This is a genomic window from Rhizobium sp. NZLR1b, assembly GCF_019685155.1.
Classification (GTDB): domain Bacteria; phylum Pseudomonadota; class Alphaproteobacteria; order Rhizobiales; family Rhizobiaceae; genus Rhizobium.
Genome location: NZ_JABDWC010000039.1, coordinates 15080 through 38710, shown reverse-complemented (window position 1 = coordinate 38710; position 23631 = coordinate 15080). Strand labels below are relative to the sequence as shown.

The following is a 23631-nucleotide window of genomic DNA, read 5'->3' as shown; positions in this document are numbered from 1 at the left end:
TCCGAACTCCTCTGTGATGCACGGCATCTATCCGCAGCAGATTCCGGCAGCCACGCAAGGTGAATGAAGCCGCTCCTAAAGACTGCTCTCCGCCCCTCCCCACTTCGGCTTGTGTGTTCCGGTCGATGGATTATGCGATCTTCACGGCCTAAAACGTGAACCCCATAGCAACAAGTCGAACGCTGGCCTCGAAAGCTCTCGCCGTGCCAGAACCGTTGATCCCGCTATTTCAGTGTCAGTGGCGTAAAGACACTTATGAAATCGGTGAACATTCTAAAGCCGGGTGGCCACCTCGTCTCAATTTCCGGCCCGCCGGACCCGGTCTTTGCCAAAGATCTCGGACTGAACGCGCTCCTGAAGCTCGTCGTCCGTCTGTTGAGCCGGAGCGTTCGCAAGAAGGCGAAGAGCCGCGGCGTTCACTATTCCTTCCTGTTCATGCGGGCCAATGGCAGGCAACTGGATGAGATTGCCGGGTTGATCGATACCGGCGCGGTTCATCCCGTCGTGGACAAGATATTCCCATTCACCAAGACGCCAGAGGCTTTGGCCTATGTCGAGACGGGTCGCGCCAAGGGCAAAGTCGTGATCAAGGTACAGTAGCGACTTCTCAGTTGCAGAGGAGAGGCAGCAATTCTGAGGCGAGCATACTTTTTCATAGCCCGCTTCAGAATTTATCGGATAGCTGCTTCCCGTGCCCCAGCCAGGTACGCGATCTCTGCTTTAAAATGAAATCAAGGCCCTCGCTGCGATGTGTGGGTCGAAGTCAGCTTTTCTCACTGACGGGCTGTCGCTGGATGAGCGCGATCCGCTTCAACCGCAGCGCACGCTTTTCCAGGAGATGCCATGAAAGCCAGCCGAGCAACCACGCTGTCGGCAGGGAAAGCGCAAACACCGCCCACCACGTGCTGTACTGGCCGAGGGCGTGGTTCATCATCTGCTCCACTGGCCAGCCATAGAGATAAGTTCCGTAGGAGGCGTCGCCCAATCGTTCGAGGGTCGGCAGGCGTATCACCGGCGAGGTCGCGATGTAGACAAGCGGATAGGCGAACAACATGCGGCCGTAAAGATAGCCGGGCCAGAAGACGAGGCAGAGCATACCGAGCGCCACGAAGATCAATGCCAGGACAATATTGGGCTGCCGCTTTTCCATCGCGAACCAGAGAAGCGAACCGCAGAAGAAGTAGGGAGCGATAAAAGTAAAATCCGTCAGGAACCGTATGTTTGGCCACGGATGATCGAAGAAAAGCTGCCAGGTCACGCCCACGGCGAGGGCAAGTGCCATGATCGGGGCTCGCAGAAGCCCGATTACCATTAATCCGGCGACGATGAGGTAGCAGAAGATTTCCTGCCCGATCGTCCAAAGAGAGCCGTTGACGGAGGTGGCAAGCCAAGAGATGGCGGGGTCATAAAACTGCACATGCGGCAGGGTCATGCCAAAGTTCGGGTTGAGCAACGAATGAAGGGTCGTCTTCATATGAAGCGACTTGAGCAAGTAACCACTGACGCCCAACGGGCTGAACAAGGCACCCAAGACATAGACGCTGAGCAGCGTACAGACGATAAACGCCGGGTATATTCTCAGCGCCCGCCGCCAGAGAAAACCACCCGCGCTGCCGAACTGGGCGCTCTGCGTGACGAGGAAGCCGCTGCTGATGAAAAAAACATAGACGCCGAAGAGGCCGAGGATATTACCCTCTCCGAGCAAACGCTCAAAGGGCTCGTTCGCCGAGGTCTTCTCCGAGATAAGGAAGGCATGCGAGAAGATCACCGTGGAGGCTGCCACGAGCCTGATCATGTTGAAGTTCGGGTAAAATGCCTTCTTGATCTCGCTCCCATGCATGCGAACCTCCCGCGCCTCTAAAGCTTAACAAACCATTAAGGTGAGTTTTGAGTGTTGTCACGAGCCGGTGTGAAAACGCGGCTAAGCCGCGATAAGCTCCCGACACCTTCACGCTGTGTCTCAAGCGCTCGGTATTCCCTAGGTTAAGCTCGAGGAGAGCGATGTGAAATTTGCTCGGACAGCCGATCGACAGGAGGTCGCTCGAAGTATGACAAAGCGCTGCGGACTGAGGCACCACTATGAATCATGCTCTTTTAACGTGACTTCGGAGAATGCTGTGGTGAATGGGACGGTTGGGTTTCTCAATCAAGACAAAGGGATCGGCTTCATCACGCCGGATGACGGTGGCCAAGACGTATTCGTGAATGCAACTGCGATCCAAGGGTCGACGCTACGGCGCGACGGCCAGAAGATATCGTACGAGCTTGGCCAGGAAGGCAGGATCAGGAAGTCTAAGGCGGAGAGCGTCAAGGCGATCTCACGCCGCTATCTGCGATGAACATGCTCTCATCATAGGTGCTGTTAGTCGGATCGGAAGTACGCCTTTGGACACCGCCGGATCAGGGGCCAGCCGAAGTACCAGGAACCCAGACCCGAGCCGATGCCTGGTGGCCTGATGACAGGACCAGGCTGCCGACAATCGCGACCATGGCGATCAGGATAACGATGATGGGAAACGCGGCGCCGGACGGCTTATCTTCATGGTAGATCATTTAATTGCTCCTGCGGCCCGGCGGCGCATAAGACACCGCCGGGAAAAACCGTGTTAGGCCTCGATGATGTAGACAATCGTCAGAGCATCGGGATCGACGATGACGATCCGGCCATCCGCAAGGATGAAGAACCGGTAACCTTCATACTGCGGAACGATCTTGACGATGCGCGTCGGCAGCCTTTCCAGTCGGATCTTCTTCGGGATTTTCGTTCCGACGGAGACCGTGAAGTCGACTTCCTTCACGGGCGCGACATGGACTTCCTTCACCACCGTTCGAATTTCGGTCTGCTACTCGACCGAGATGTTGACGTTGGTCTTGGTGTTGGTGGTCTGGTTGTTTGTCGTGGTGTTGTTGTTGACGTTGGTTTTGTTTGTCGTCGCGTTCTGATCGGTCGACTGCTTCGACGTATCACCGGTGGTGGACCGCCACTTGTGCCTTCGGCGGGCTTGGCATTTTGCGTGGTGCTCTTCGTGCCTGCGGTGGCCGAACCGCTACTATCCGTGGTGCCGGACTTGGCGGCGGGCTTCTGTTCTGTCGTGGCGCCACCGCTGGCGTCTTTCGAGGTAGGTTTGGTTTCTATCGAAGTCTTGCCGGACGCACTTCCGCTCGTCGAGCCATCGGTCGAAGGCTGCTCAGCGCTCTTTTTCATGTCCGAGCCCTGACCGGATTTCTGCTGAGAGGACTGGCCCTTGCCTGGGCAGGCTCAGGACGCGTCGGGGGTGCAGTCGGTGCCGGTCCTGGCGGAGCCCGACTGCGAGCCGGCGTCCGTGCCCGTCTGAGAGCCGGATTGGGCCTGGCCGCTGCTCTTGGTGTCCAGCTGAGCTGCCGCCGGCGATGTTACAAGTGGCCATGCACTAAGTGACAGCGCTGCCAGGAGCATGGTTGATGATTGCTTTTCATAGTTGACCTCCGACTGTAGACGATGCCCGCGCGCATTCTCGTGCGGTGCATGCCTGCCCTGATGGTTGGAAAGGGCGGCTGAAGCCGCCCGTCGGTCACTGAATGACCTGGATGACCTTGCGGGAGGAAGGTTCGACGATCACACGCTGGTCGTTGACGATCGCGTATGCATATTTCGGGTCGTCGGGAATCGGCGTCACGACCACCGTCTCCGGCAGCGGCTGTCCGACGACGACCTTCTCCTTCACCACGACGCGTTCGGTCGGGGCGGGAGCCTGTTGAACATAGGTCACCACCTTCTGCGGCGGCGGATCGATGACGCTGCCTGCCACGCCGCCGACGATGCCGCCGACAGCTGCACCGACCGGGCCGCCGACGATCGCACCCGTTGCAGCACCACCCGCCGCACCTGTGACCGTCGACGACTGCGCAAAGGCAGACGTCGACGCCAACAGGACACCAGCGGCAATAGCTACTGATTTGATATTCATCTGTTTTCCTCCTTGAAGCGGTTGGCTGTGGCGGTTGGTTCCGCTGGAAAAGCAAACCGTCAAAAGGAGGATGTGTTCCAGACTTAAGACCTCATGCCGGGGCTTTGTCAGACCTTGGTCCGAGCCCGCCTGGATACCTCTGCCTACTGCGTAGGAAAGCGGCTCAGCATCCGATCCTGGACGTTTTCTTCGCCGACGATCATCGCTGCAAGCGAGATGGCTTTCTCGCGGTCCGCGGTGTTTGTAATGTAGCCCTCGAGCAGGACGACAGGGCCGAGCATCCTGATCTCGATGGCAATGCTGTCGATATCCGGATCAGCGGAAAGCGCCGCTTCGATTGTTGCAATCGTCGATGCTGAACTGTGGCCTTGCGAGCAGCGCTCTTCGTGGTTGGTGTTATCGGAACCGAACCTCATACCGTCCTCCTGTCCTGTCCTGCCCCTCCACGGACCTTCATGTTACCTCACCTAATATGAGAAGCGGGTTCTGGGCGCCAGTCCGACCTAAGTCCGTCTTCCTCTCTGCGCGATCCGGCTTAGATTCTTCTGATCCTTGTTAAAAGGACACCGGGGAGGTTCGGTCGCGTAGCCCTGATCTCCAGTCAGAACCTCCCTGGTGAAGAATTGTCGATCCATGGCGGGGCGTCGCGTCTTGGGAATAAAGGGCGGCTCCGGGAACGATTTTGCCCCTCTGATGCTTGTGATGAACGGTCAGGAAAAGTACAGGCTCGATCACTTGGCGAGGTTGCCAAAGCCCTTGTCCTCGCCTGGCCGACAGACGATGGCAAGAGAACGGGCCTGGATGCTATTCAAGGCAGTTTTCGCGAAGCAACAAAGTGCCTGGCTGTGGGCAGCGGTTAAAGAGTCGTAAGCGTTCGCGCTTCGGTTCAAATGACTTCCAAATGCAATGCATGAGAAGATCCAGCGTCGCCGGATAAGGCCGCCTGCGGCCTCTTCTTCTCCCAAAGTAGAGGGGTCTACGTCAGACCAAAGTCCGTTTTCGCCCGCAAAACAATGTTAGAGTGTAGGCACGTTGAAGGCGATCTTCCAACATTGTCGGTGGCTGGGATTTCCCGCTCCGAATTGAATGTGGGAGAACGGCAGAACTCAACAAGGCAGTCCTTCATCTGTACGAAAGTATCTTTGTCGTTGGCGTGGCGAGAGATCTGCAATGCTTTCATCTACAGAGGAGCATCGACGAGGGACCTTTAATTCTGAGCAGCCTTTGGTCTCAGTGGTCATCCCGGCTTTCAACGCTTCCACCTATGTTGAGCGGACGCTTCGATCCGCTCTGCGCCAGACCTACACCGCCTTAGAGATCATCGTCGTCAATGACGGTTCCACGGACGACACGGCAAAACTCGTTGAGCAGATAGCGATGTCGGACTCGCGGATCCGTCTCCTCTCCACACCGAACCGTGGTGTCGCGGCTGCACGGAATACTGGGATCGAGGCATCATCAGGTCGATTTGTGGCATTCCTTGACGCCGACGATCTCTGGTACCGGACGAAAATCGAAAAGCAGGTGAACGCTCTCAACCGGTTGTCCTCGCGGTGGGCTGCGGTCTATGTGCAGCATTGCCTCATCAACGAAGACGACGAGGTTATCCAGCCTGGAAGTTCCGAAGTTGCAAGGGGATATATCTATGCCCGACATCTGAATTTTAAGTACATAGGCAATGGAAGCGCGCTTCTCGTCCGGCGGAACGTCGCGCTTGAAATCGGTGGGTTTGATAGCTCATATTCAGCCGCCGGTCTTGGAGGCTGCGAAGACCTCGATTTCGAGCTCAGGCTGGCCACGCACTACTGCATCGAAGTCGTTCCCGAACGACTGGTGGGATACCGAAAGCATCCCGGCAGCATGTCTTCCAATCACTCTCGAATGGGCAAAAGTGCTTTGGAAGTGATTAGGCGTTCGCTGGCCGCAAATCCGAATCTCCCGCAATACGCGGTCCGGGGAGCACTCGACGCCACCCAAAAATATGCGTTTTGGGAATTTCGACAAGCTCGGGCAACATATTTGTCGCTTGTATCCATTTGGTCCATACTGCCAAAAGACCCGTATTTCGTGGTTCGGCTTGTAGTTCAGAAGGGGCTGCGCGGAATACGGCACTGTCTTCGTCTTGGGACGAGCACCGCAAACGGTGAAGACCCGCCGCGAATGAATAGGTCGAAATTCGATGATCAATTTGCTCCGTCGTTTCCCGAATGCCCAAAGGAGACGCCGAGCTTGCACCGTCATGTAATGCGTCTGACGGCTGTGGATGCGATGCTGAGTTCAACTCTTAGCCCCCAGCGAACGTCACTGAGACGGACGAAGGTGGAATGACAGGGGATAGCGGCTTGGAAAGCGGCCCGCCATGTTTCATCCCGCCTCAGTTCTCGACAACCCTCGCGAGCAGCTGTTCCAAGCTATCTTCGTTCCTGACGCCATGTTGATAGAAATAGATTATCTGGGTTGCGAGTTCGTCGCAGGCATCGCCGTCCGTTATTTCCCCGGTGGCGCAGATATGATCGAAGACTCTTTTACAGATCACAATATCTTCGTTCTGCAATGGTGCATCGGTTGCAGCGAAATCAGCTTTGGTCATGGTGGACATCTCCCACGAAGATGCCTGAGTTTCTAACATCGAGCCTGAACCCAGGATGAAGGGAAACCGCTGCTGCCTATAGCTTCACACTGAGGAATCAATCCCCTTCCAACGTGCGAACCACGCTTCGCTCTTGCGACGATTGACGGTTCAACTCGAAGCCACATGTAACATGCTTCGAGATTGCAACCTGCATTTTGCCTTGACGCACTCTCGCGAGGGTAGGCGCCACTTCAGTGTAGATCCGAATCGTCAAGCATCGGCGGCCAGAGGTTTCGGGACTTTCCACTCGGAAAGCATCCGGGTCGACTGGTCTGGCCTCCCGAAGAGATAGCCCTGCCCTGTCTCGCATCCGAGCCGATGTAGCACGTCGGCCTCCAGTTCATTTTCGACTCCTTCGCCAACAACCTGCAGGTTCAAGCCGTGCGCCAGCGAAATGATCGCTCGGACGATTTCCAATACGGTCGGATTTCCGTCCATGCGCCGGACAAAAGACTGGTCGATCTTGAGCTTGTCGAGAGGAAGATCGGCAAGGTAGCTCATCGATGAGTAGCCGGTCCCGAAGTCGTCCAAGGCAATGACCACTCCGGTTTCGCGAAGCGCTCGCATCTTTGCGATAGCGCCCCCCCCTTGATCGAGGAACGCGGATTCCGTCAGTTCGAGGCACAGGCGGGAAGAGGGAAGTCCGCTGCCGGACAAGGCTTGCCTTACATCGGCCTCGATGTCGGATCGCTCGAACTGAAGCGCCGAGACGTTGACGGCAACACCGAGGTCACCAGGCCACGCGGCCGCCTCGGTACAAGCTTCGAACAGCGTCCAGCGGCCAATCTCGCAGATCAAGCCGGAGGATTCGGCGATCGGGATGAATTCGGCCGGCGATATCAAACCGAACTCGGGATGGTTCCATCGGATCAGGGCTTCCGCACCTAAAAGGCGCCCGCTCGCCAACTCAATCTGCGGCTGGAACAGCAGGAAGAACTGCCGGTCCCGGAGAGCGTCGCGCATGTCCCGCTCCAGCCGGCGCGACCGGGCCTGGCGAACGGCGACAGACGGATCGAAAGAAGACCACCGCCTGCCTGGCGCGGCCTTTGCGGCATCCAGAGCGGATTCGGCGGCGTTCAGCAGGGCGCTAGGGGCCGCCGTGTCGCCTGAGCGAGATATTCCGAGGTAGACCGAGATCGGCAAGGCCGCGCCGGTGAGTTGTACAGGCTCCTCGAACAGAGCCAAAAGACCATCGGCAAAATCTTCGATGGGAAGCGCATCTGTCGCGGCGGTGGCGATGCCAAAATGGTCGCGGTCCAACCTTGCCAGCAAATCACCGGCGAATGCATTCCCAAGCCGCACTGCCACGGCTTTCAGGACCTCGTCGCCGACGTCGCATCCAAGCGTGGCGCAAAGGTAGGAGAAACGTTCGATATTCAGCACCGAGACGCAGCTCCCACCCTCAAGGCTTGCTAGTCGATACGCGAACTCCCGACGATTGAGCAGCCCGGTGAGCTCGTCCCGCTCGGAGAGCGTCTTCAACCGCTCTTCATAATCATATCGGGCGGTGATGTCCCGTATGATGAGGCAACCGGCAAATCGCGATCGCGCCGTGGCTAGATGCGCATCCGGCTGTTCAATTGGCGAAATCGTGACGGAGGCCTCGTAATACCCAGCCTGCGCGGCGAAATCGACAAGGGCAGTGTGCACCTTGCCCGGTTCGGCCTCGTGCTCCGAGACCAGCCTGCGCACGATGTCGATAACCGCGGTCTCCGTGCTGCCGAGAAGCGAGGCGCCGATCTCGGCTCGCAGCACCGCCTTTGCGGATTCGCTCGCCTCGACGATCCTTAGATTGCTGTCGAATGCAACGACACCGTCCGAACTGTCGGCGATGATCCTTCTCATCAGCCGTCGGGTGTTTCGAGCCTCGGTATTGGCGATGGCGACAAGCATGCGCCCGAGATCGACTCGTTCGTTCAGAGCGAGCATCCACGCAAGCAGCAGCGTCAACCACGGCACCGCCGTTCCGACCAGGATCGCGTACCGCCACTGCAGCAGGAATGCGCCGATCTCGCCGACGGCAACGATGGTCAGTGCGACCGCCATCATCGTGACTAGGCTGGTTGAACGGCTGCAGACGACGCCGACGATCAGCAAGGCAGCAAACAAGAGTTCCAGCGGAATCTCATCAACCATTCTGAGGAAACGGTTCTGGAGCAACGTCTCCGACGCGAGCACGTGAATGAGCGGGCCGGCGATTGCGCCGTAGACGGGAACGGCGAAAATGTCTTTCAGCTCGGCTGCCGATGCTCCCACCACGACCGAGCGGTCTCTGATTGCCTCGGCCGGGGCGGTCCCGTTCAGCACGTCCGACAAGGAGAATGTCGGAACGGTGTCGGGTCGTATCGAGTAGTCGATCAGCAGAGAACCGGAACTGCCGTCGATCCTGCCAAGGGCTGCTGCGGCGGATTGGATGGGGTTGCCATCGAGCTGGCTTCCCAGATCGAAACGGCGGACGATCCCGTCTGCATCCATCGCGACATTGGCGAATGCAGGCCAGGCATTCTGAAGGAGCTGCGGGATTGGTCTCGTCACCGCGGTCTCAGACGATGACGCCATCTCCTGCTGCCGGAACACCGGCAAAAGAACCCCTCCTCCGGATCTCGCCAGCGCCGCTGCAAGAAGCTCGTCCTCCTCAGTGCTGGAGAATGCGCTGAAATCGACGTCGAGGAAGACGTCCTTAACGCCTGAGGCGACCAGCTTGTCGAGCAGTTTCGCGTAGATGCTCCGCGGCCAGGGCCATGTCCCAACGGCGTCGAGGGAGTGCTTGTCGATCGCAACGAAGACGACGTTGCCGGTGGCGGTGCGAGCCGCCCATTGGAAGCGCTTGGCAAAAAGGCTGTTGTTGATGCCCTGGATGATGCCGACGCTGGATCCCGCCACCGGCAGCGCCAGCATTGCGGCGATCAGCAGAAGCCGAACCGTGATCGTGCCGATGCCCTTGGAGAGATAGTCCCCAGCCGCCTTCCTATCTCTCACTTGTCCTTGCCTTTACCGTTTCCGCCGGAGTTGCCGTTACCATTGCCACCGCCGTTGTTGTCGCCCTTGCCGCTGTTTCCATTGCCATTGCCGCCGGAATTGCCGCTGCCATTCCCATTGTTACCGCTGTCACCGGAATTGCCATTGCTGCCGTTTCCTCCGGAATTGCCATTGCCGCCGCTGTTGCCGTTTCCGTTGCCACCGGAGTGGCCGTTGCCATTCCCATTGTTACCGCTGTCATTGGAATTGCCGTTGCCACTGCTGCTACTGGAATTGCTGCTGCCATTGCCATTGCCGCTGTCGTCAACGTCGCTGGCGCTGGAACTGGTGTTTCCGCTCGTTGCCGAAGAACTGCTCGTGGCGTCGGGGGTGGCGCCGGCGAGTTTCGTGGTGCCGACGGCGGGAATCTGGGCGACCGACGGCGCGACCGAGGTGATTTCGGGCTTTGATAGCCGGCCCGCCACCGTCATGCCGGCCTTCTTGTCGACAGTCGCGCTCTGACCCGGCGCCACATTCGACCGCTGGCCGCTGGCGAAGGAGGTGACCTGGACTAGGCCGCGATCGACGGAGACGGAAGCTTTCGCCTTACCGACGGTCACGTGAAAGATCGTTCCCTTGACTACCGCCGCGAGATAGGGCGTCTGTACTGTTGTATGCGGCTGGCTTCGCTTCTCGATTTCAAGGTCCAGCGCACCGACCTGCTGGTAGATCTGCGTCTTCATGACAGCGGATTCGTTGGTGGTGATGGCGGCAACCGTGTTTGGCTGGAAGGTGACGCTCTCCACCCCTCTGGAAAGCTGAACTCGCCCCCGCGGACCAGTCGAAACCCATGCCCGGTTGGGGACCACCTCGCCGGCGCGCAAGTCCAGCCAATTCGTCCTGTCGACGGTATACTTCACCTGATCCGTCGCCTTGACGACCCGCCACTCGTCGGCAGCAGCAAAGACGGCTGTCGGCAGCCAGATCAGTGCTGCGGTCAGAATTCGAAATATTGTCGACATGAATGCTATCCCTCGTCCTTGGGACAAGTGAAGCATGTTCCAATTAAGAATGATTATAAAACTGGGTGATGATTCTAGGAATTGTATGATGAATGCCCGGACGCTCGGCCGGAGGAATCGCAGATCCGCCAGGCCAACGAGGGGTGGGCAACGACACCAATCAAATTATGGCGCTCGCGTTGTCAACGCGGTGGCTCCGCCGCTTGGAAGTCCAGGCCGGGAACCATGTGCATTTCCAACTCCTTACCCATTCACTGAGCGTTTGCGTCGTGCAGCCCAGCTTGGCGGCGATCGAGGAAACCGGTGCCCACCGCGAGGAATATTCCCCTTCGTGATCCAAAACAATGCGTTACACCGCATAAGCTGTAAGAAGGACGCTCGATCCATGAGCTAAATTGGGCGTCACGCGTTTTAGTGACATCCGCCGAGCCGCGGCTCGCGTTTGCAGAGCGAGGCGACGGACCATCTAGTGGAAATTCGTGGCTTCGACTGTCAGGGTATCGATATGCAGGGCCCTGACGACGTTGTCCCTCGCCAGCGGTTATCGAACGGGCAGGCCGGGTTTGTCGGCGAAGGCACACAGAGACAGATAGGCCATTCCAGAAGTTGGCCTTGAGTTCAGGGCGATCCGACGACCGCCCATTCGAACCGTCGCCGGTGACCTATTTGGCAACGTGCCACACTCCTCCAACGCCATCGCCGTTGGCTTCGCCGGCTTTCTTATCCTCGACAAAGGTGTAAAGCGGCTTACCCTCATAGGCCCACATTTCTTTGCCATCCGCAGCTTTAACCAAAGACCATTCGCCTTCCGCCTTGGCCTTGGCTCCAGCGTGGAACGCCGGCCACTTCTTCAGGCAATCGCGATCGCAGTTGGATTGGCCCTTTGTATCTTTGTCGAAGGTGTAGAGCACCACGCCTTTTTCGGTGGCCAGGACCTTGCCCATTTTCGTCTCGACCATCTTGGCCGGCTGGGCCGCCAACGCAGACCCGGTCAAAGCAGTTAGCGCACCTAACACGCCACATTCTCCGAACTGCGGCTCAGATCCGCAGCAGCACACTGGCGACGGCGCCATTTATCTCGCGCTTCGTGTGCCGTGAGAAGCCACGGGATGCAGCGACCCCACCTGTCCCGGTAAACGTTGCATTACGTTTGCGTGATTTATTAATTCGTTTGGATACATACTTGTTGGCGATCCGGCTGTGCGTCGGAAATTGGGGGGCCTTCAATGCATCGTCCGAGTATAAAATCCAGCCTGCTCCTGATATTTGGCAGCATAGCGCTGCTTTTCGGCATTGTCGCATATCTTGCGATCGATGGTCTAAGCAAGACGAACGGGTCCACCGAAGAAATCGCGACGAAATGGTTGCCGAGCGTACAGGCTTCCCGGGTGATCAATCTCAACATGGCAAACCTGCGCCTCGCTTACCGCGATCACGTCATCGCACAGACGGAAGCTGACAAGAAATCGCGCGAAGAGGCCATCACCGTCGCGGAGGATACGGTTCGCAACTCGATAGATGCTTATCTTCCATTGGCGTCATCGGACGGCGAGCGCCAGTTGATCGCCGGAATAAGAGCAAACTTCGAGAGTTACATCGCCGGCAGGCCGCAGCTTCTCGCCCTATCCCGCGCAAACAAGATAGGTGAAGCCGGGCAATATCTCGGCGGAGAGATGCGGACCTACTCGGATAAGCTGAAAGAACTGACGGCGTCCCTGGTTGAATTGAATGTTATCGGCAGCAAACAGGCTGCCGACGCGAGCAAGACGACCTACGCGTCGGTGAAGTTCTACCTCTTTGCCGCGATTGGTCTCGCAGGCCTGCTCGTCGTCGGCGCGATTGCCTTTGTGCTGACAGGCGTCGCCAATCCCGTGACCCAGATCACAGCCTCGATGAGGCGACTGGCCGAGGGCGACACCGGTTCCAACATTCCGTTCGCCGGTCGTGCAGACGAAATCGGTTCCATGGCGAGCGCGGTGGAGATCTTTCGCCAGGCCGCTATAGCAAACAAGCGAATGGAGGTGGAAGCGGAGGAAAACCGGAAGCAAGCGGAGGCTGATCGCATCGCCGCCCAGCAACAAGCAGAATCCGATGCCGCCGAGCGTTTACGCGTCGCCACATTGGGTCTCGCTGCCGGCTTGAGGCGGCTTGCTGCAGGCGATCTTGCCTTTCAGCTCGATGAGGCGTTCGCTCCCGATTTCGAGGCCCTGCGCCACGACTTCAACCAATCTGTCACCCAACTTGGTGGAGCGTTGAAGTCGATTTCCAGCAGCATCACCACCATCGATGATGGCACTCGCGAAATCTCTTCCGGGGCAGGCGATCTTTCAAAGCGTACGGAACAGCAGGCCGCCTCGCTTGAAGAGACGGCCGCAGCACTGGAAGAGATTACCGCGAACGTGGCGAATTCGAGCAAGCGCACCGAAGAGACCCGTAAGGTGGCCACGGAGGCGAACCGAAGCGCTGCGATGTCTGCGGAAGTCGTTTCCCACGCCGAAGAGGCAATGGAACGCATCGAGACCTCGTCGCGACAGATTTCCAACATCATCAGCGTCATCGATGAAATCGCATTCCAGACCAATCTTCTCGCGCTCAATGCGGGCGTGGAAGCGGCGAGAGCCGGCGAAGCAGGCAAGGGTTTTGCCGTCGTAGCCCAAGAAGTGCGCGAACTTGCCCAGCGCTCAGCAAGCGCTGCCAAGGAAATCAAGGGCTTGATCCTGAACTCCTCGAAAGAGGTGGAAAACGGTGTCAAGCTCGTGCGCGACACCGGCCAAGCTCTCACGACCATCGGCAGCTTCATCACGCAGATCAATCAGCACATGGATGCGATCGCAACCTCTGCCAAAGAGCAGTCGGTCGGCCTGAGCGAAGTCAACATTGCAGTCAATCAAATGGATCAGACAACGCAACAGAATGCGGCCATGGTAGAACAATCGACGGCCGCTTCCACCTCTCTCGCTCAGGAAGCCCAGAAACTTCGCGAGCTCGTTGGCCAGTTCAGGCTCGATGACGCCGTCTCAAACCAGTCCGCGATTCTTCGCTCGACGGCGAAAGCAATGGCTCAACCTGCCGCTGGCGCAACCGTCCGGCTTGCCTCGCAGCGACGTTGACATCTCTACCCCGTGCGGCCAACTACCGGGGCTCTTGATGGGAGCAGAATATGAGACCGTTTCGACGTCTGGAGAGCGAGTTCTACCCTGGTGAGCTTTACTCATCGGTGGGGCGCGGCGATGCTGCGTCCCACCCTAAAAGAAAGCCATTTGTTTGTTAGGTTCATTACCTTGGCGCGGCCTAGGGGAGACTGTGAACGCGTCGTTGGTGTCATTTCGCTCGATTGGCCCAAACACGCCAAGGCCGCGCCGTTCAAGCGTAACGATCAGATGCTGGACATCCTGCCTATCGGTGTGATGCACTTCCCGGGCACCGGCATTCAGGGCAATCTCCCCGACAAGGCGAAGAAGCTCGGTATCCCTGTCTGTGAGCGCCTCCCCCTCCTAACGATCGAACTGAGTCAATTGACACAGCCCGCAGCCGCCGAGGTCACTCGGGCGACGCCGCCCGCACGTCGACAGTTCACCGATCGGCGCCATTGAATTCCTGCACACGCAAAGCGCCGAGATCGCATGCTGCCACACACCGGAGGTTCACAGCCCGCGTCTCCGATCCGTCGGGGCCAATCCCCTCTGCAAAGGGCTGCACCCCCAGGTTTTGCAGAACCTGTGAGCGAGCTTGTGCGTATTGAAGGTGTAGGTTTCCAATGCGCTCTCGTCCGCTTTCAGCTGGAAACTCAACGCGGGAAAGAAGGACAAAAGGAAGCCTTTTCTCCGGCAATGAGAGCAATTGCAACTGATCGCACTGTCTGGAAGGTCCGCTTCAACTTCAAATGACACTGCACCACAGTGACAACTTCCTTCATATCTAAGCTCTTGAAAGGATACGAACCGCGGCCCTGTAATATGGATGAAGTCTAACCGAGTTTTCGTAGCTCAATGATAGGGAATCGCTCGCGTGTTGATCGAAAGCGGTTGGCGATATAGGTTCCGCACGCGAGTCTTGGAATGGAAGCTAAGAGGAAGTTTCATGCCTACCGGTACAGTCAAATTTTTCAACGACGACAAGGGATTCGGCTTCATCACGCCTGACAATGGCGGAACGGACATGTTCGTTCACGTGTCTGCTTTGCAGCGTGGCGGTTCGCTGAAGGAGGGTGACAAGGTCAGCTTTGAAGTCGGTCAGGACCGCAAGACCGGAAAGTCCAAGGCCGAGAAGGTATCCGTGCTCTGATCCTGGGGCGACCGCATTCTGGCTGAAGCTCAATGAAAATTCCTGCTCTTTACCTTGAGGGCGTCAATGTGAAGGTCAGAAATTTATCCCGAGCCCGATACTATGCCGAGCGACTTCCCTAAAGCCCGAGATTTCCGCTAATCCGGGATTATAAGCTCGGCATAAATCCGCATTCGATCTGCTGTCTACTTCGCCCCGCCCTACGATCAATCGGCGAGAGATTGACTCGTCGAAATTGGCTTTGAAAACGTTCGCTATTGGCGGGCAAGGTTTCGCAATCCACGCCCGGCGTTCGGCTCGCCCTCATATCTGCAGATAACGTGCAGATGGGCATGAAAAACATGCTGGCCACCGGCTGAGCCGACATTCCAGCCAATGGTGAAACCATCAGACTTGAATTCCGCGCGGTAGCGCTTTGCTTCCGAAAGCATTTCTCCGTTGGCAACACACCATCTGCAATTTGCTACACTCATCAGGTTCGTCTTCTATCCAGCCCGTATTTATTGTGCATACATACCGGTCATGAGTGACGCCGCCAATCCATCGACTACTCGAAATCAGCCCGCAGCCTTTGTCGCGGGGGCAATCATAGGCACTCTTGGAGGTCTGATTGGGCTGGGGGGCGCGGAATTCCGTCTCCCGATCCTCATCAGCCTGTTCAACTTTGCGGCGCTGGAAGCCGTCATCCTGAACAAGGCCATGAGCCTCGTCGTCGTGGCGACAGCGCTGCCGTTCCGTGCTGGAACTATCTCCTTTGGAACAATTGCAGATCACTGGGCGATTATCGCCAACCTCCTTGCCGGAAGCCTGATCGGAGCCTGGTTCGGCGCAGGATGGGCGACACGTTTGAGGTCGGAGACGCTCTACAAAGTCATAGCAGCCATGCTGATCATCATCGCTGTGGTGCTGGTTCTCGGTCATGATGCGACCGCCGGGCAGCCGTTGGTGACTGGAGTAGCTCAGCTTATTGGTGGCGTGATCGCGGGCTTCATCATCGGTATTGTCGCAGCCTTGCTTGGCGTGGCAGGCGGCGAGCTGCTGATCCCGACGCTGGTGTTGTTGTTCGGTGCGGATATCAAACTGGCTGGCAGCCTCTCTCTTGCAGTCAGTCTGCCCACCATGCTTGTCGGCTTCACACGGTACAGCCGCGATCAGAGCTTCTCGGTCCTGGGCGGTAACAAAGCGTTCCTGCTGATTATGGCAGCAGGCTCGATAATCGGGACCTTTGTCGGCGGGCTGCTTCTTGGCCTTGTCCCGAATTCCGTACTTCTGCCAGCGCTAGCGGTGATTTTGCTGATATCTGCAATTAACGTATGGCGGCACAGCTAGCCGATAGAGATTCCCTGTTCATTCGCCGCGTCAATGGGCGTCGGCGTCGTGGCGTTCCTGAAGATCAGCCACGACCTTCGGCGATCCACCCCGGAAACGGGTCTCCGGACAGAATGATATCGCGGCTTTAGCGATCGATGATTCCTAAGGATCAGAGTTTATCGAGGAAAGCCAAGAGTTCGTCGCCAGCCCGGAAGCGCCCATGCGAGAGATCATTGTACGGATCGATCTTGGCAAGAGCGGCCTCCTTTGGCCGAGCCACAACGAGATCACCGTGCTGTCCACGCCTGCATCCAGCAGTTCCATTGCGGCGCTGTGGCGAAGGACATGAAGTGATATCCGCTTTGATCGTAAAGACGGACAGCCCTTGGACGCCGCCAAGACGTATTTTGCCAGAAGGTACTGCACCGCATCGGGGCTCATCCGCTCACCGTGAATGGTCGGAAAAAGAGCATTCGAGTTCCGCATGGGCGGTTCGTCCAACCACGCTTTGAGTTTTGCATTGAGCATCTTGGTGATCGGCGTGGTCCGCTCCTTGCGACCTTTCCCGAATGTGTGCGCCCATTCCAATAGTGACGGCGCTTCGATCAAGCCCGACGAGTTCGGAAAGGCGCATCTTGTCGGTACAGCCGTCAGCATCAGGACATAGTCCCGCCGCCCAACCCAAGTTCGCAGATCAGGAGCCGCGAGGATCGCTTTGATCTCGTTGCGGGTGAGGAATTGCACCTCTCGGTTCGACCCGATCTTCCCAGGGATGGCAAGGACCCGCTGAATTTGTAGCAGGAAAGAGGCTTCGAAAACGAGCCCACCAATCATCGAGGAGCTTTCATTAGGCAGGAAAGCGCCAAGAGCGGTCCTGTCGGCGATCTTGCGTTCTTTTAGAACCTTGACCGTCTTCATGATGTTCGGCGCAGGACCCTGCTGGCCGATGACCATCGAACGAGGGTGAGCAATGTGTTAATCGTCCTGGAAGGCACGAGATTAGAACGGACGCATCGATGGCTGGGTCGGGTGGTGAACGCATATCTCGCAAGCTCGCGGCGCTGGCGGCCAAACGCCGCCGAGGCCGGCGGGCTGTCGAATGGGACTGCACAAAAGTCGAGAAAACTCACTGAGGGATGAGGCAATGGACGAAGATCATACGAAACGCATGATCCTTGAATTCCTGAGGAAGCACACCTTGGCGGTCATTGCGACATGCCACCGCAACGGAACGCCGGAGGCGGCTACGGTCGACTTCTCGGTGCGGGACAATCTTGAGATCGTGTTCGACACTTTCAAAGACACACGGAAGTTCAACAATCTCGCGGAGCGTCCCGGCGTCGCATTCGTTGTCGGATGGAACGACAACATCACGGTTCAATACGAGGGTGAGGCAACAAGTGTTCGTGCCGCAGATATCGAACAATACCAGGAAGCCCATCTCAACAGCGTTCCGGCCGAAAGGGAGTTCATCGAGAGAGGAGCAGTGATGTTCAAAGCAACGCCGCGGTGGATTCGATATTCCGATTTCAACAAGGAGCCTCCCGAGCTGATCGAGATTCAATTCTGACAGCCGCAACGGCTTCGGGTCTCGACACGGCGATGCACATTCTCGAAGCCTACATGCAGCGTGTTGCTGACGATATGATTGATGTCATTCGCCATGAGGGTTGCCTTGAATGCATCAGGGACCATCCGCGTTACGAAGAGTTGTTTCCACTTGGCCTATATGTTTGCGAGCAGTGATGCGGGGTCAGCCCAATTGGCACGATGGCATTGGGCCGACGGCCGCTTTGGGCCGAACCCGGTCTTCCAACGCATTCAAACTATGCCGAGCTTTCAATCCTGGATTACCGGAAATCGGGATCTAGGGAATGGGCTCGGCATAGTCTCGGGCTCGGTATAAGTCCCCTTATGCCGAATTCGGCATAACGGAACATAGATATCGCGCGTCTTCACGGCAGCCCGATCCCGGGCATCGGGACTGCCCGGCGAGCCATGGGCGAACTCATCGCCGCGACCGGTCGGAAGCTTGAATGCTTCATCACGATCCGCCAAAGCCGACAGGTCGCCGGAGAGATCGAAGAGCTGCTGGGCGACAAGGTGCACAACCTCGCCTTCCCGTTGGATGCGTCCGTTGATCGCCATCATGCTCGATCCCAGCACCACACGCCGGCGTCGCTCGAACAGTTTTGGCCAGACGACGACGTTCGCCGGGCCGGTCTCGTCTTCGATCGTCAGAAACATCACGCCCTTTGCTGATCCGGGTTTCTGCCGGACGAGAACGAGGCCGGCCGTCATCAGCCAGCGACCGTCCCGGGCAGACATCGCCTCCTCGCAGGTGACGATGCTGCGCGCCGTAAGGTCTTTGCGCAGGAACGCGATCGGATGCTGGCGCAGAGTAAGACCCGTGTGGCTATAATCCTGGATGACATTGTGCCCATCCGTCATCTGCCGCAGTTCAACATCCGGTTCCCGCTGCTCCGCGATCGACTTGCTCTCGCGCTCGGATGCCGCGGCAAATAATGGCAGCGGCTCGTCACGCAGTGCCTTGATTGCCCAGAACGCATCGCGGCGCTGCAGGCCCAGTGACGGCAAGAAGGCATCGCCCTCAGCCAGTTCCACCAGCGAAGCCGCCGGTACGCCGGAGCGCCGCCACATGTCGTCGACACTGTCGAAGGGCTGATCGGCGCGGGCGGCAATGATTCGGGCGGCATCGACCGCTGCAAGTCCTCGCACCAGCCGCATGCCGAGCCGGACGGCGTGACGATCGCTGCCTTCGATCTGTTCCAGCGTGCAATCCCAACGTGACCGATTAATGCAGATCGGGCGGATTTCGACGCCGTGATTCCTGGCATCGCCGACGATCTGGGCGACAGCGTAAAAACCCATCGGCTGGCTGTTGATCAGAGCAGCGCAGAACACGTCCGGGAAATGGCATTTCACATAGCTCGAGGCGTAGGCGATGAGGGCAAAGCTCGCTGCATGGCTTTCCGGAAATCCGTAGGAGCCGAAGCCTTCCAGCTGCTTGAATGTCTTTTCGGCGAACTCCGGCGAATAGCCGTTCCGGATCATGCCCGAGACCAGCTTCTCCTGGAACCGCGACACGCCGCCGGTGACCTTGAATGTCGCCATCGACTTGCGCAACTGATCGGCTTCGCCGCCGGTAAAGCCGGCGCAGACCATCGCCACCTTCATGGCGCTCTCCTGGAAGAGCGGCACGCCAAGTGTCTTGCCGAGAACTGCCTCCAGTTCGGGTGTTGGATATTCAGGCTTCTCCTTGCCCTCACGCCGACGCAGATAGGGATGCACCATGTCACCCTGGATCGGACCAGGTCGGACGATCGCCACCTGGATCACCAGGTCATAAAAAGTCTTGGGCTTCATCCGGGGCAGCATCGACATCTGCGCCCGGCTCTCGATCTGGAAGGTACCCAGCGTGTCGGCCTTGCGGATCATCGCATAGGTCTTGGGATCCTCCTGCTCGATGCCGGCAAGATCAATCGGTCTGCCCTTCTGCTCTTCGATCAGCCTGAACGCTTTTGACATGCAAGTGAGCATGCCGAGCGCCAGGACATCGACCTTCATGAATTTCAGCGCCTCGACGTCGTCCTTGTCCCATTCGATCACCTGCCGATCGGCCATGGACGCAGGTTCGATCGGCACGAGATCATCGAGCCTGTCATGGGTCAGCACGAAGCCGCCCGGATGCTGGCCGAGGTGGCGAGGCGCCCCCATCAGCTGCTGCGCAAGCTGCAAGGTCAGCGCCAGCCGACGATCATCCGGATTGAGGTTGAGCTCTCGAAGGTTCCTTTCGTCCGCCATCTCGGCCGACCAGGACCACATGCCCGATGATAGCGCCTTGATCATGTCCTCCGGCAGCCCGAGCGCCTTGCCAACATCGCGGATGGCGCCCTTGGCGCGATATTTTGTCACCGTCGCACAGAGCGCCGCCTTCTGATGCGTATAGGTCTTGTAGATCCATTGAATCACCTCTTCGCGCCGTTCGTGTTCGAAGTCGACATCGATATCCGGTGGCTCGTCGCGTTCCTGGGAAACAAAGCGCTCGAACAGAAGATCGTTGGTCTCGGGATCGATCGATGTGATTCCGAGGATATAACAGACAGCAGAGTTCGCAGCCGAGCCCCGCCCCTGGCAGAGAATACCCTGCGAGCGGGCGAACCGGACGATCGAAAACACCGTCAAAAAATAGGGGGCGTATTTCATGGTGCGGATGAGGTCGAGTTCATGCCGGACGACTTTCAACACCTTTGGTGGCAGGCCTTCAGGATAGCGCTGCGGCACGCACTCCCAGACGTAATGCTCAAGCGAAGCCTGCGCATCCTTGCCCGGCACGATCGCCTCCTCCGGATATTGATAGGTCAGTTCTTCGAGCGAGAACCTGCAGCGATTGACGATTTCCATCGTCCGCGCCAACGCTTGCCGATAGCGGGGAAACAGCCTCTCCATTTCCTCCGGCGGCTTCAGGTAGCGATCGGCATGGCGTTCCCGCTCGAAGCCGACATCGTCGATCGTGGTCCTGGTGCGGATGCAGGTGACGACATCCTGCAGCTGCCGCCGCGAAGGCTCATGGAAGAGCACATCATTGGTCACCACCGTCTTGACCTTGAAGCGGTTGGCAATGTTCGACAGTTCGTACAGCCGCATCTGGTCGTTCGGCCGCCGGCGAAGCGATAGAGCGAGATAGGCTCGGTCCTCGAAAATCTCGGCCATCTTCCTCAGCTGCACGGCGCAGGTCTCGTCCGGCAGATCGGGAACGAGAATGCCGATGAGGCCTTCCGCATAGAGCGTCACATCATCGAGATGCAGGATGCATTTGGCCTTGCCGCCCCTGCCCTTGCCAAGCGTCAGCAATCGAGTAAGGCGCGAATAGGCGGCACGATCGGTGGGGTAGACGAGGATCGACATGCCATCAGCCAAATCGAGCCGACAGCCGACAACCAGCCGGAGGCCAGTGGCGCGCGATGCTTCCAGTGCCCGGACGATGCCGGCCAGCGAGTTGCGATCGACGATGCCAAGCGCCTGGATGCCCAGCAGCTTGGCCGTGGCAAACAGCTCGTCGGCCGAGGATGCTCCCCGGAGGAAGGAGAAATGCGTCGTCACCTGAAGCTCGGCGTAGCTCATGCGAAGATCCCATGCAGGAACCATTTGTGCGAGCCGGTCGCGGCATCGACACCGTCACCGGAGCGAAAAATCCAGAATCGTTCGCCGCTGTCATCCTCGACGACGAAGTAGTCCCTTACCGCATCGAATTCCGCGCCCCGCGTCCACCACTCGCCGAAAATCCGCTCCGGCCCGTCGGCGCGTTTCACCCGCCGGCGCTTGCCGCGCCAGGTGATCGAGACCGGCGGATGATCCGGCAGGAGCGCGATTACCTCGACGAGCTCCGGCTGGACGAGCAGCCGAACCGGCCGCGGCCAATGCAAGCTCCATGACGTTCCAGTTTCTTCAGCAACGGCGTTGACACGCTGGACGCTGCGTTCGGGCACATCGCTGGCCACTGGCGCCACGCGATAGACGCGCTGGCCGCGATTGCCGATCACGTCGATCAGCGGGGCGATATCGACGACCTCCTCCTCAATCAGCGAAGACGCCCTCTGTGTTTCGATGAGCGGTTCGGACATGACGGCGACGAGCGAGAGTTTCTCGATACCGAAACCCGGTTCGATCTTCTCGATCCGATCCTTTAACAGCTTCGTCAGCCAGGCGACGTCGCGGGCGGGTTTTGCGGTACCGGTGCGGATCGCCTGCATCGTATTGTCGACCTTGTGGACGATCAGATCCGTGCGGCGAACGCCAAGGCCCTTCTTTTGAAGCGCTTCGCAAAGCTGGACGACCAGGCGCGAGACATATTTGGCGATGGTCTCTGGCGCGCCGATCGGCTCGGCAAAGGCGCGGCTGATCTCGATGGTGTCCATCGAGCGGATTGGCTCGATCGGTTCCGGCAACCGTCCATAGATCTGGTCGAGGCGCCGGCCGATCTCTGGGCCGAAGCGAAGGGTCAGCGGTGCACGCGGCGTTGCCGACAGCTCGCCGATCGTCTGAAACCCGAGTGTCCGCAGGCTGGCAACGATCTCGGGAGGTAGCCTGAGCGAGGCGATCGGCAATCGCTCGACGAAACGTGCTGTCTCGCCACGCGGAACGATCACGGTCGCGCGCTTGCTCACCCGAGCGAGCGCATGGGCCGCACCCCAGTTGTCGGCAATCGCAACGCGCGCCGTCAGACCCCGGGCATGGAAACGGTTGACGATACCGGACAACATCAGGTCTTCGCCGCCCTGCAAGTGGTCGGCGCCTTCGGTGTCCATGACGATGCCGTCCGGCGGATCAACCGCGACAACAGGGGAATATTGCGTCAGCGCCCACAGCGCCAGCCGTTCAAGAGCTGCGGTGTCGGCGTTCACTTCAGCCTCGACCATCTGCAGGCCCTGGACGAGCGCTTGTGCCTTGGCGGCCGGCATATTGACATGAATACCGGCTTCGCGCGCCTTGTGATCCGCAGCCGTGATCCAACGCTTCGAGCCGCTTTTCGCGACGACGACAAGTGGGCGCTCAGCCGACAACTCGCCGGCGCCAGCCGTCCGTCTGATCCTCTCGATCGCGAGATCCGGGAGATAAATGGATACGACCCGTGGCATCGCACGCTCCTACGATAAACTCTGCGCACTCACCCGCTTTCACCCGCATCAGCTCAAGCAGCCACCTCGGACGTCCGACGCCCGTAACTGGCAGCTCCTCCGATGGCAGCACACTCACCCGCCACCTGGACGTCGAGGCCGTCGGTTGCCCGAAATCCGAAGCCTCCGTCTGCCGCCGCCATCGGCGGACAGCCAAACCCAGCGTGCCCGTCTTTTCCGCCGCAAGCTGCAGCCGTCTGGAGGCGACCATCGGCAGGCGAACGATCTCGCCGACGACGGCGCCCAAGCCGCCATAACCAAGGCCCTCCTCCATGGTCGCAAGGACATCCTCTTCCTTGTCGGCTTCGGCAAAGACCACACGATCGGGATGAAGACCTGCCTGCGCGAGCGCCGGGAAAAACAGGTCGGGACGCGTCAAACACCAAAGGATCTGACCCTTTGTCCGGGCCGCGATCCCGGCAACGAAAAGCGCTGCCGCTGCCCCATCGACTGTTCCCGATCCGCCGCCCGCAAACTCATGCAAGGCGCCGTAAGCAAGGCCGCCGCCTGGCAGCACTGCATCAATCTCGGAAACCCCGAAGGCAAGGCAGCCGGCCTTTCTCGCAGCACCCCTTTCAAACGAGGCGATGCGGTCGCGCAGATCGGAGATCACCCTGTCGCGGGCAGCAGTCATCGTTCACGAACCTCCTTTCAGGTCGTGTTGGAGTATCGACGTCATGTCGTTCAAATGCGGATGTTCTCTATCTGTTCCCCGCTGCTCCAAGAGTCAAGCAACCGGAAATAGGAATTTTATCCCCCAATTTTAGCAGGCCGGCAGA

Annotated in this window: 20 protein-coding genes and 2 pseudogenes; 8 read left to right on the top strand and 14 right to left on the bottom strand. The window is 58.5% G+C overall.

The window, feature by feature from the left end; genetic code table 11:
- Window positions 1-246 precede the first annotated feature (246 nt).
- Window positions 247-600, top strand: a pseudogene (locus HJB84_RS32240) (zinc-binding dehydrogenase); the annotation flags it as partial.
- 163 nt (window positions 601-763) lie between these two features.
- Here the strand turns inward: HJB84_RS32240 and HJB84_RS32235 are convergent.
- Window positions 764-1840 (bottom strand): acyltransferase, encoded by a 1077-nt coding sequence (locus tag HJB84_RS32235; RefSeq protein ID WP_221117874.1) that lies wholly within the window; start codon window positions 1838-1840, stop codon window positions 764-766.
- 208 nt (window positions 1841-2048) lie between these two features.
- Here HJB84_RS32235 and HJB84_RS32230 point away from each other — a divergent pair, with 208 nt between their 5' ends.
- On the top strand, window positions 2049-2339 hold the full coding sequence (locus HJB84_RS32230) for a cold shock domain-containing protein (protein ID WP_311044127.1): 291 nt from the start codon (window positions 2049-2051) through the stop codon (window positions 2337-2339).
- 61 nt (window positions 2340-2400) lie between these two features.
- Here the strand turns inward: HJB84_RS32230 and HJB84_RS32225 are convergent, their stop codons facing one another.
- From HJB84_RS32225 to HJB84_RS32210, 4 genes and pseudogenes are all read right to left on the bottom strand, one after another.
- Window positions 2401-2553 (bottom strand): hypothetical protein, encoded by a 153-nt coding sequence (locus HJB84_RS32225; protein ID WP_207586128.1) that lies wholly within the window; start codon window positions 2551-2553, stop codon window positions 2401-2403.
- A 53-nt stretch (window positions 2554-2606) separates the two neighbouring features.
- Window positions 2607-3456 (bottom strand): annotated as a pseudogene (locus HJB84_RS32220) (DUF1236 domain-containing protein).
- A gap of 95 nt (window positions 3457-3551) precedes the next feature.
- Complete coding sequence (locus HJB84_RS32215) at window positions 3552-3947, bottom strand: DUF1236 domain-containing protein (RefSeq protein ID WP_221117873.1); 396 nt, start codon at window positions 3945-3947, stop codon at window positions 3552-3554.
- Window positions 3948-4090: 143 nt separating this feature from the next.
- Window positions 4091-4363 carry a BON domain-containing protein gene (locus tag HJB84_RS32210; protein WP_207586126.1) on the bottom strand — a complete coding sequence of 91 codons (273 nt, stop codon included), beginning with the start codon at window positions 4361-4363 and terminating at the stop codon, window positions 4091-4093.
- A gap of 754 nt (window positions 4364-5117) precedes the next feature.
- Here HJB84_RS32210 and HJB84_RS32205 point away from each other — a divergent pair.
- Window positions 5118-6275: a glycosyltransferase family A protein gene (locus HJB84_RS32205; RefSeq protein ID WP_221117872.1), complete on the top strand. Its 1158-nt coding sequence runs from the start codon at window positions 5118-5120 to the stop codon at window positions 6273-6275.
- Between the two features lie 46 nt (window positions 6276-6321).
- Here the strand turns inward: HJB84_RS32205 and HJB84_RS32200 are convergent, their stop codons facing one another.
- The 4 genes from HJB84_RS32200 to HJB84_RS32185 form a co-directional block, all read right to left on the bottom strand.
- Entirely contained in the window at window positions 6322-6537 is a 216-nt protein-coding gene (locus HJB84_RS32200; protein WP_207586124.1) for a hypothetical protein, read from the bottom strand.
- A 252-nt stretch (window positions 6538-6789) separates the two neighbouring features.
- A complete protein-coding gene (locus tag HJB84_RS32195; RefSeq protein WP_221117871.1) occupies window positions 6790-9558 on the bottom strand; it encodes an EAL domain-containing protein in 2769 nt (922 codons plus the stop codon).
- Complete coding sequence (locus tag HJB84_RS32190) at window positions 9555-10559, bottom strand: FecR domain-containing protein (protein ID WP_221117870.1); 1005 nt, start codon at window positions 10557-10559, stop codon at window positions 9555-9557. Before HJB84_RS32190 ends, HJB84_RS32195 begins: the two co-directional genes overlap by 4 nt.
- Before the next feature lie 662 nt (window positions 10560-11221).
- Window positions 11222-11575 (bottom strand): hypothetical protein, encoded by a 354-nt coding sequence (locus tag HJB84_RS32185; RefSeq protein ID WP_311043808.1) that lies wholly within the window; start codon window positions 11573-11575, stop codon window positions 11222-11224.
- Between the two features lie 210 nt (window positions 11576-11785).
- On the opposite strand from HJB84_RS32185, the gene HJB84_RS32180 reads away from it, so the two are divergent.
- From HJB84_RS32180 to HJB84_RS32170, 3 genes are all read left to right on the top strand, one after another.
- A complete protein-coding gene (locus tag HJB84_RS32180) occupies window positions 11786-13669 on the top strand; it encodes a HAMP domain-containing methyl-accepting chemotaxis protein (RefSeq protein WP_221117869.1) in 1884 nt (627 codons plus the stop codon).
- A gap of 120 nt (window positions 13670-13789) precedes the next feature.
- A complete protein-coding gene (locus HJB84_RS32175) occupies window positions 13790-14152 on the top strand; it encodes a hypothetical protein (RefSeq protein WP_207586171.1) in 363 nt (120 codons plus the stop codon).
- 487 nt (window positions 14153-14639) lie between these two features.
- Window positions 14640-14843 (top strand): cold-shock protein, encoded by a 204-nt coding sequence (locus HJB84_RS32170; RefSeq protein ID WP_207586120.1) that lies wholly within the window; start codon window positions 14640-14642, stop codon window positions 14841-14843.
- Window positions 14844-15097: 254 nt separating this feature from the next.
- Here HJB84_RS32170 and HJB84_RS32165 read toward each other — a convergent pair whose 3' ends face one another.
- Entirely contained in the window at window positions 15098-15274 is a 177-nt protein-coding gene (locus HJB84_RS32165) for an HIT family protein (protein WP_259671229.1), read from the bottom strand.
- Between the two features lie 91 nt (window positions 15275-15365).
- On the opposite strand from HJB84_RS32165, the gene HJB84_RS32160 reads away from it, so the two are divergent.
- A complete protein-coding gene (locus HJB84_RS32160) occupies window positions 15366-16172 on the top strand; it encodes a sulfite exporter TauE/SafE family protein (RefSeq protein ID WP_207586118.1) in 807 nt (268 codons plus the stop codon).
- Window positions 16173-16316: 144 nt separating this feature from the next.
- Here HJB84_RS32160 and HJB84_RS32155 read toward each other — a convergent pair whose 3' ends face one another.
- Window positions 16317-17072, bottom strand: a complete 756-nt coding sequence (locus tag HJB84_RS32155) for a tyrosine-type recombinase/integrase (RefSeq protein ID WP_259671227.1) — start codon at window positions 17070-17072, stop codon at window positions 16317-16319.
- Window positions 17073-17298: 226 nt separating this feature from the next.
- Between HJB84_RS32155 and HJB84_RS32150 the strand changes: the two genes are divergently transcribed.
- Window positions 17299-17724 (top strand): pyridoxamine 5'-phosphate oxidase family protein, encoded by a 426-nt coding sequence (locus HJB84_RS32150; RefSeq protein ID WP_207586155.1) that lies wholly within the window; start codon window positions 17299-17301, stop codon window positions 17722-17724.
- A gap of 269 nt (window positions 17725-17993) precedes the next feature.
- Here HJB84_RS32150 and HJB84_RS32145 read toward each other — a convergent pair whose 3' ends face one another.
- From HJB84_RS32145 to HJB84_RS32135, 3 genes are read right to left on the bottom strand one after another with little or no spacing between them, the layout of a single operon-like run.
- Complete coding sequence (locus tag HJB84_RS32145) at window positions 17994-21299, bottom strand: error-prone DNA polymerase (protein ID WP_221117867.1); 3306 nt, start codon at window positions 21297-21299, stop codon at window positions 17994-17996.
- A complete protein-coding gene (locus tag HJB84_RS32140; protein ID WP_221117866.1) occupies window positions 21296-22813 on the bottom strand; it encodes a DNA polymerase Y family protein in 1518 nt (505 codons plus the stop codon). The genes HJB84_RS32145 and HJB84_RS32140 overlap by 4 nt, the downstream gene beginning before the upstream one ends.
- A complete protein-coding gene (locus HJB84_RS32135; RefSeq protein WP_221117865.1) occupies window positions 22728-23486 on the bottom strand; it encodes an ImuA family protein in 759 nt (252 codons plus the stop codon). Before HJB84_RS32135 ends, HJB84_RS32140 begins: the two co-directional genes overlap by 86 nt.
- Window positions 23487-23631: the final 145 nt, after the last annotated feature.

What these genes read in the sequence shown, in the direction of transcription:
- HJB84_RS32175 (WP_207586171.1), top strand. Translation starts at nt 13,790, where the DNA reads ATGCTGCGTCCCACCCTAAAAGAAAGCCATTTGTTTGTTAGGTTCATT.
- HJB84_RS32205 (WP_221117872.1), top strand. Translation starts at nt 5,118, where the DNA reads ATGCTTTCATCTACAGAGGAGCATCGACGAGGGACCTTTAATTCTGAG.
- HJB84_RS32215 (WP_221117873.1), bottom strand. Translation starts at nt 3,947, where the DNA reads ATGAATATCAAATCAGTAGCTATTGCCGCTGGTGTCCTGTTGGCGTCG.
- HJB84_RS32225 (WP_207586128.1), bottom strand. Translation starts at nt 2,553, where the DNA reads ATGATCTACCATGAAGATAAGCCGTCCGGCGCCGCGTTTCCCATCATC.
- HJB84_RS32170 (WP_207586120.1), top strand. Translation starts at nt 14,640, where the DNA reads ATGCCTACCGGTACAGTCAAATTTTTCAACGACGACAAGGGATTCGGC.
- HJB84_RS32230 (WP_311044127.1), top strand. Translation starts at nt 2,049, where the DNA reads ATGACAAAGCGCTGCGGACTGAGGCACCACTATGAATCATGCTCTTTT.
- HJB84_RS32165 (WP_259671229.1), bottom strand. Translation starts at nt 15,274, where the DNA reads ATGCTTTCGGAAGCAAAGCGCTACCGCGCGGAATTCAAGTCTGATGGT.
- HJB84_RS32150 (WP_207586155.1), top strand. Translation starts at nt 17,299, where the DNA reads ATGGACGAAGATCATACGAAACGCATGATCCTTGAATTCCTGAGGAAG.
- HJB84_RS32200 (WP_207586124.1), bottom strand. Translation starts at nt 6,537, where the DNA reads ATGACCAAAGCTGATTTCGCTGCAACCGATGCACCATTGCAGAACGAA.
- HJB84_RS32160 (WP_207586118.1), top strand. Translation starts at nt 15,366, where the DNA reads ATGAGTGACGCCGCCAATCCATCGACTACTCGAAATCAGCCCGCAGCC.
- HJB84_RS32190 (WP_221117870.1), bottom strand. Translation starts at nt 10,559, where the DNA reads ATGTCGACAATATTTCGAATTCTGACCGCAGCACTGATCTGGCTGCCG.
- HJB84_RS32180 (WP_221117869.1), top strand. Translation starts at nt 11,786, where the DNA reads ATGCATCGTCCGAGTATAAAATCCAGCCTGCTCCTGATATTTGGCAGC.
- HJB84_RS32135 (WP_221117865.1), bottom strand. Translation starts at nt 23,486, where the DNA reads ATGACTGCTGCCCGCGACAGGGTGATCTCCGATCTGCGCGACCGCATC.
- HJB84_RS32155 (WP_259671227.1), bottom strand. Translation starts at nt 17,072, where the DNA reads ATGAAGACGGTCAAGGTTCTAAAAGAACGCAAGATCGCCGACAGGACC.
- HJB84_RS32145 (WP_221117867.1), bottom strand. Translation starts at nt 21,299, where the DNA reads ATGAGCTACGCCGAGCTTCAGGTGACGACGCATTTCTCCTTCCTCCGG.
- HJB84_RS32140 (WP_221117866.1), bottom strand. Translation starts at nt 22,813, where the DNA reads ATGCCACGGGTCGTATCCATTTATCTCCCGGATCTCGCGATCGAGAGG.
- HJB84_RS32210 (WP_207586126.1), bottom strand. Translation starts at nt 4,363, where the DNA reads ATGAGGTTCGGTTCCGATAACACCAACCACGAAGAGCGCTGCTCGCAA.
- HJB84_RS32235 (WP_221117874.1), bottom strand. Translation starts at nt 1,840, where the DNA reads ATGCATGGGAGCGAGATCAAGAAGGCATTTTACCCGAACTTCAACATG.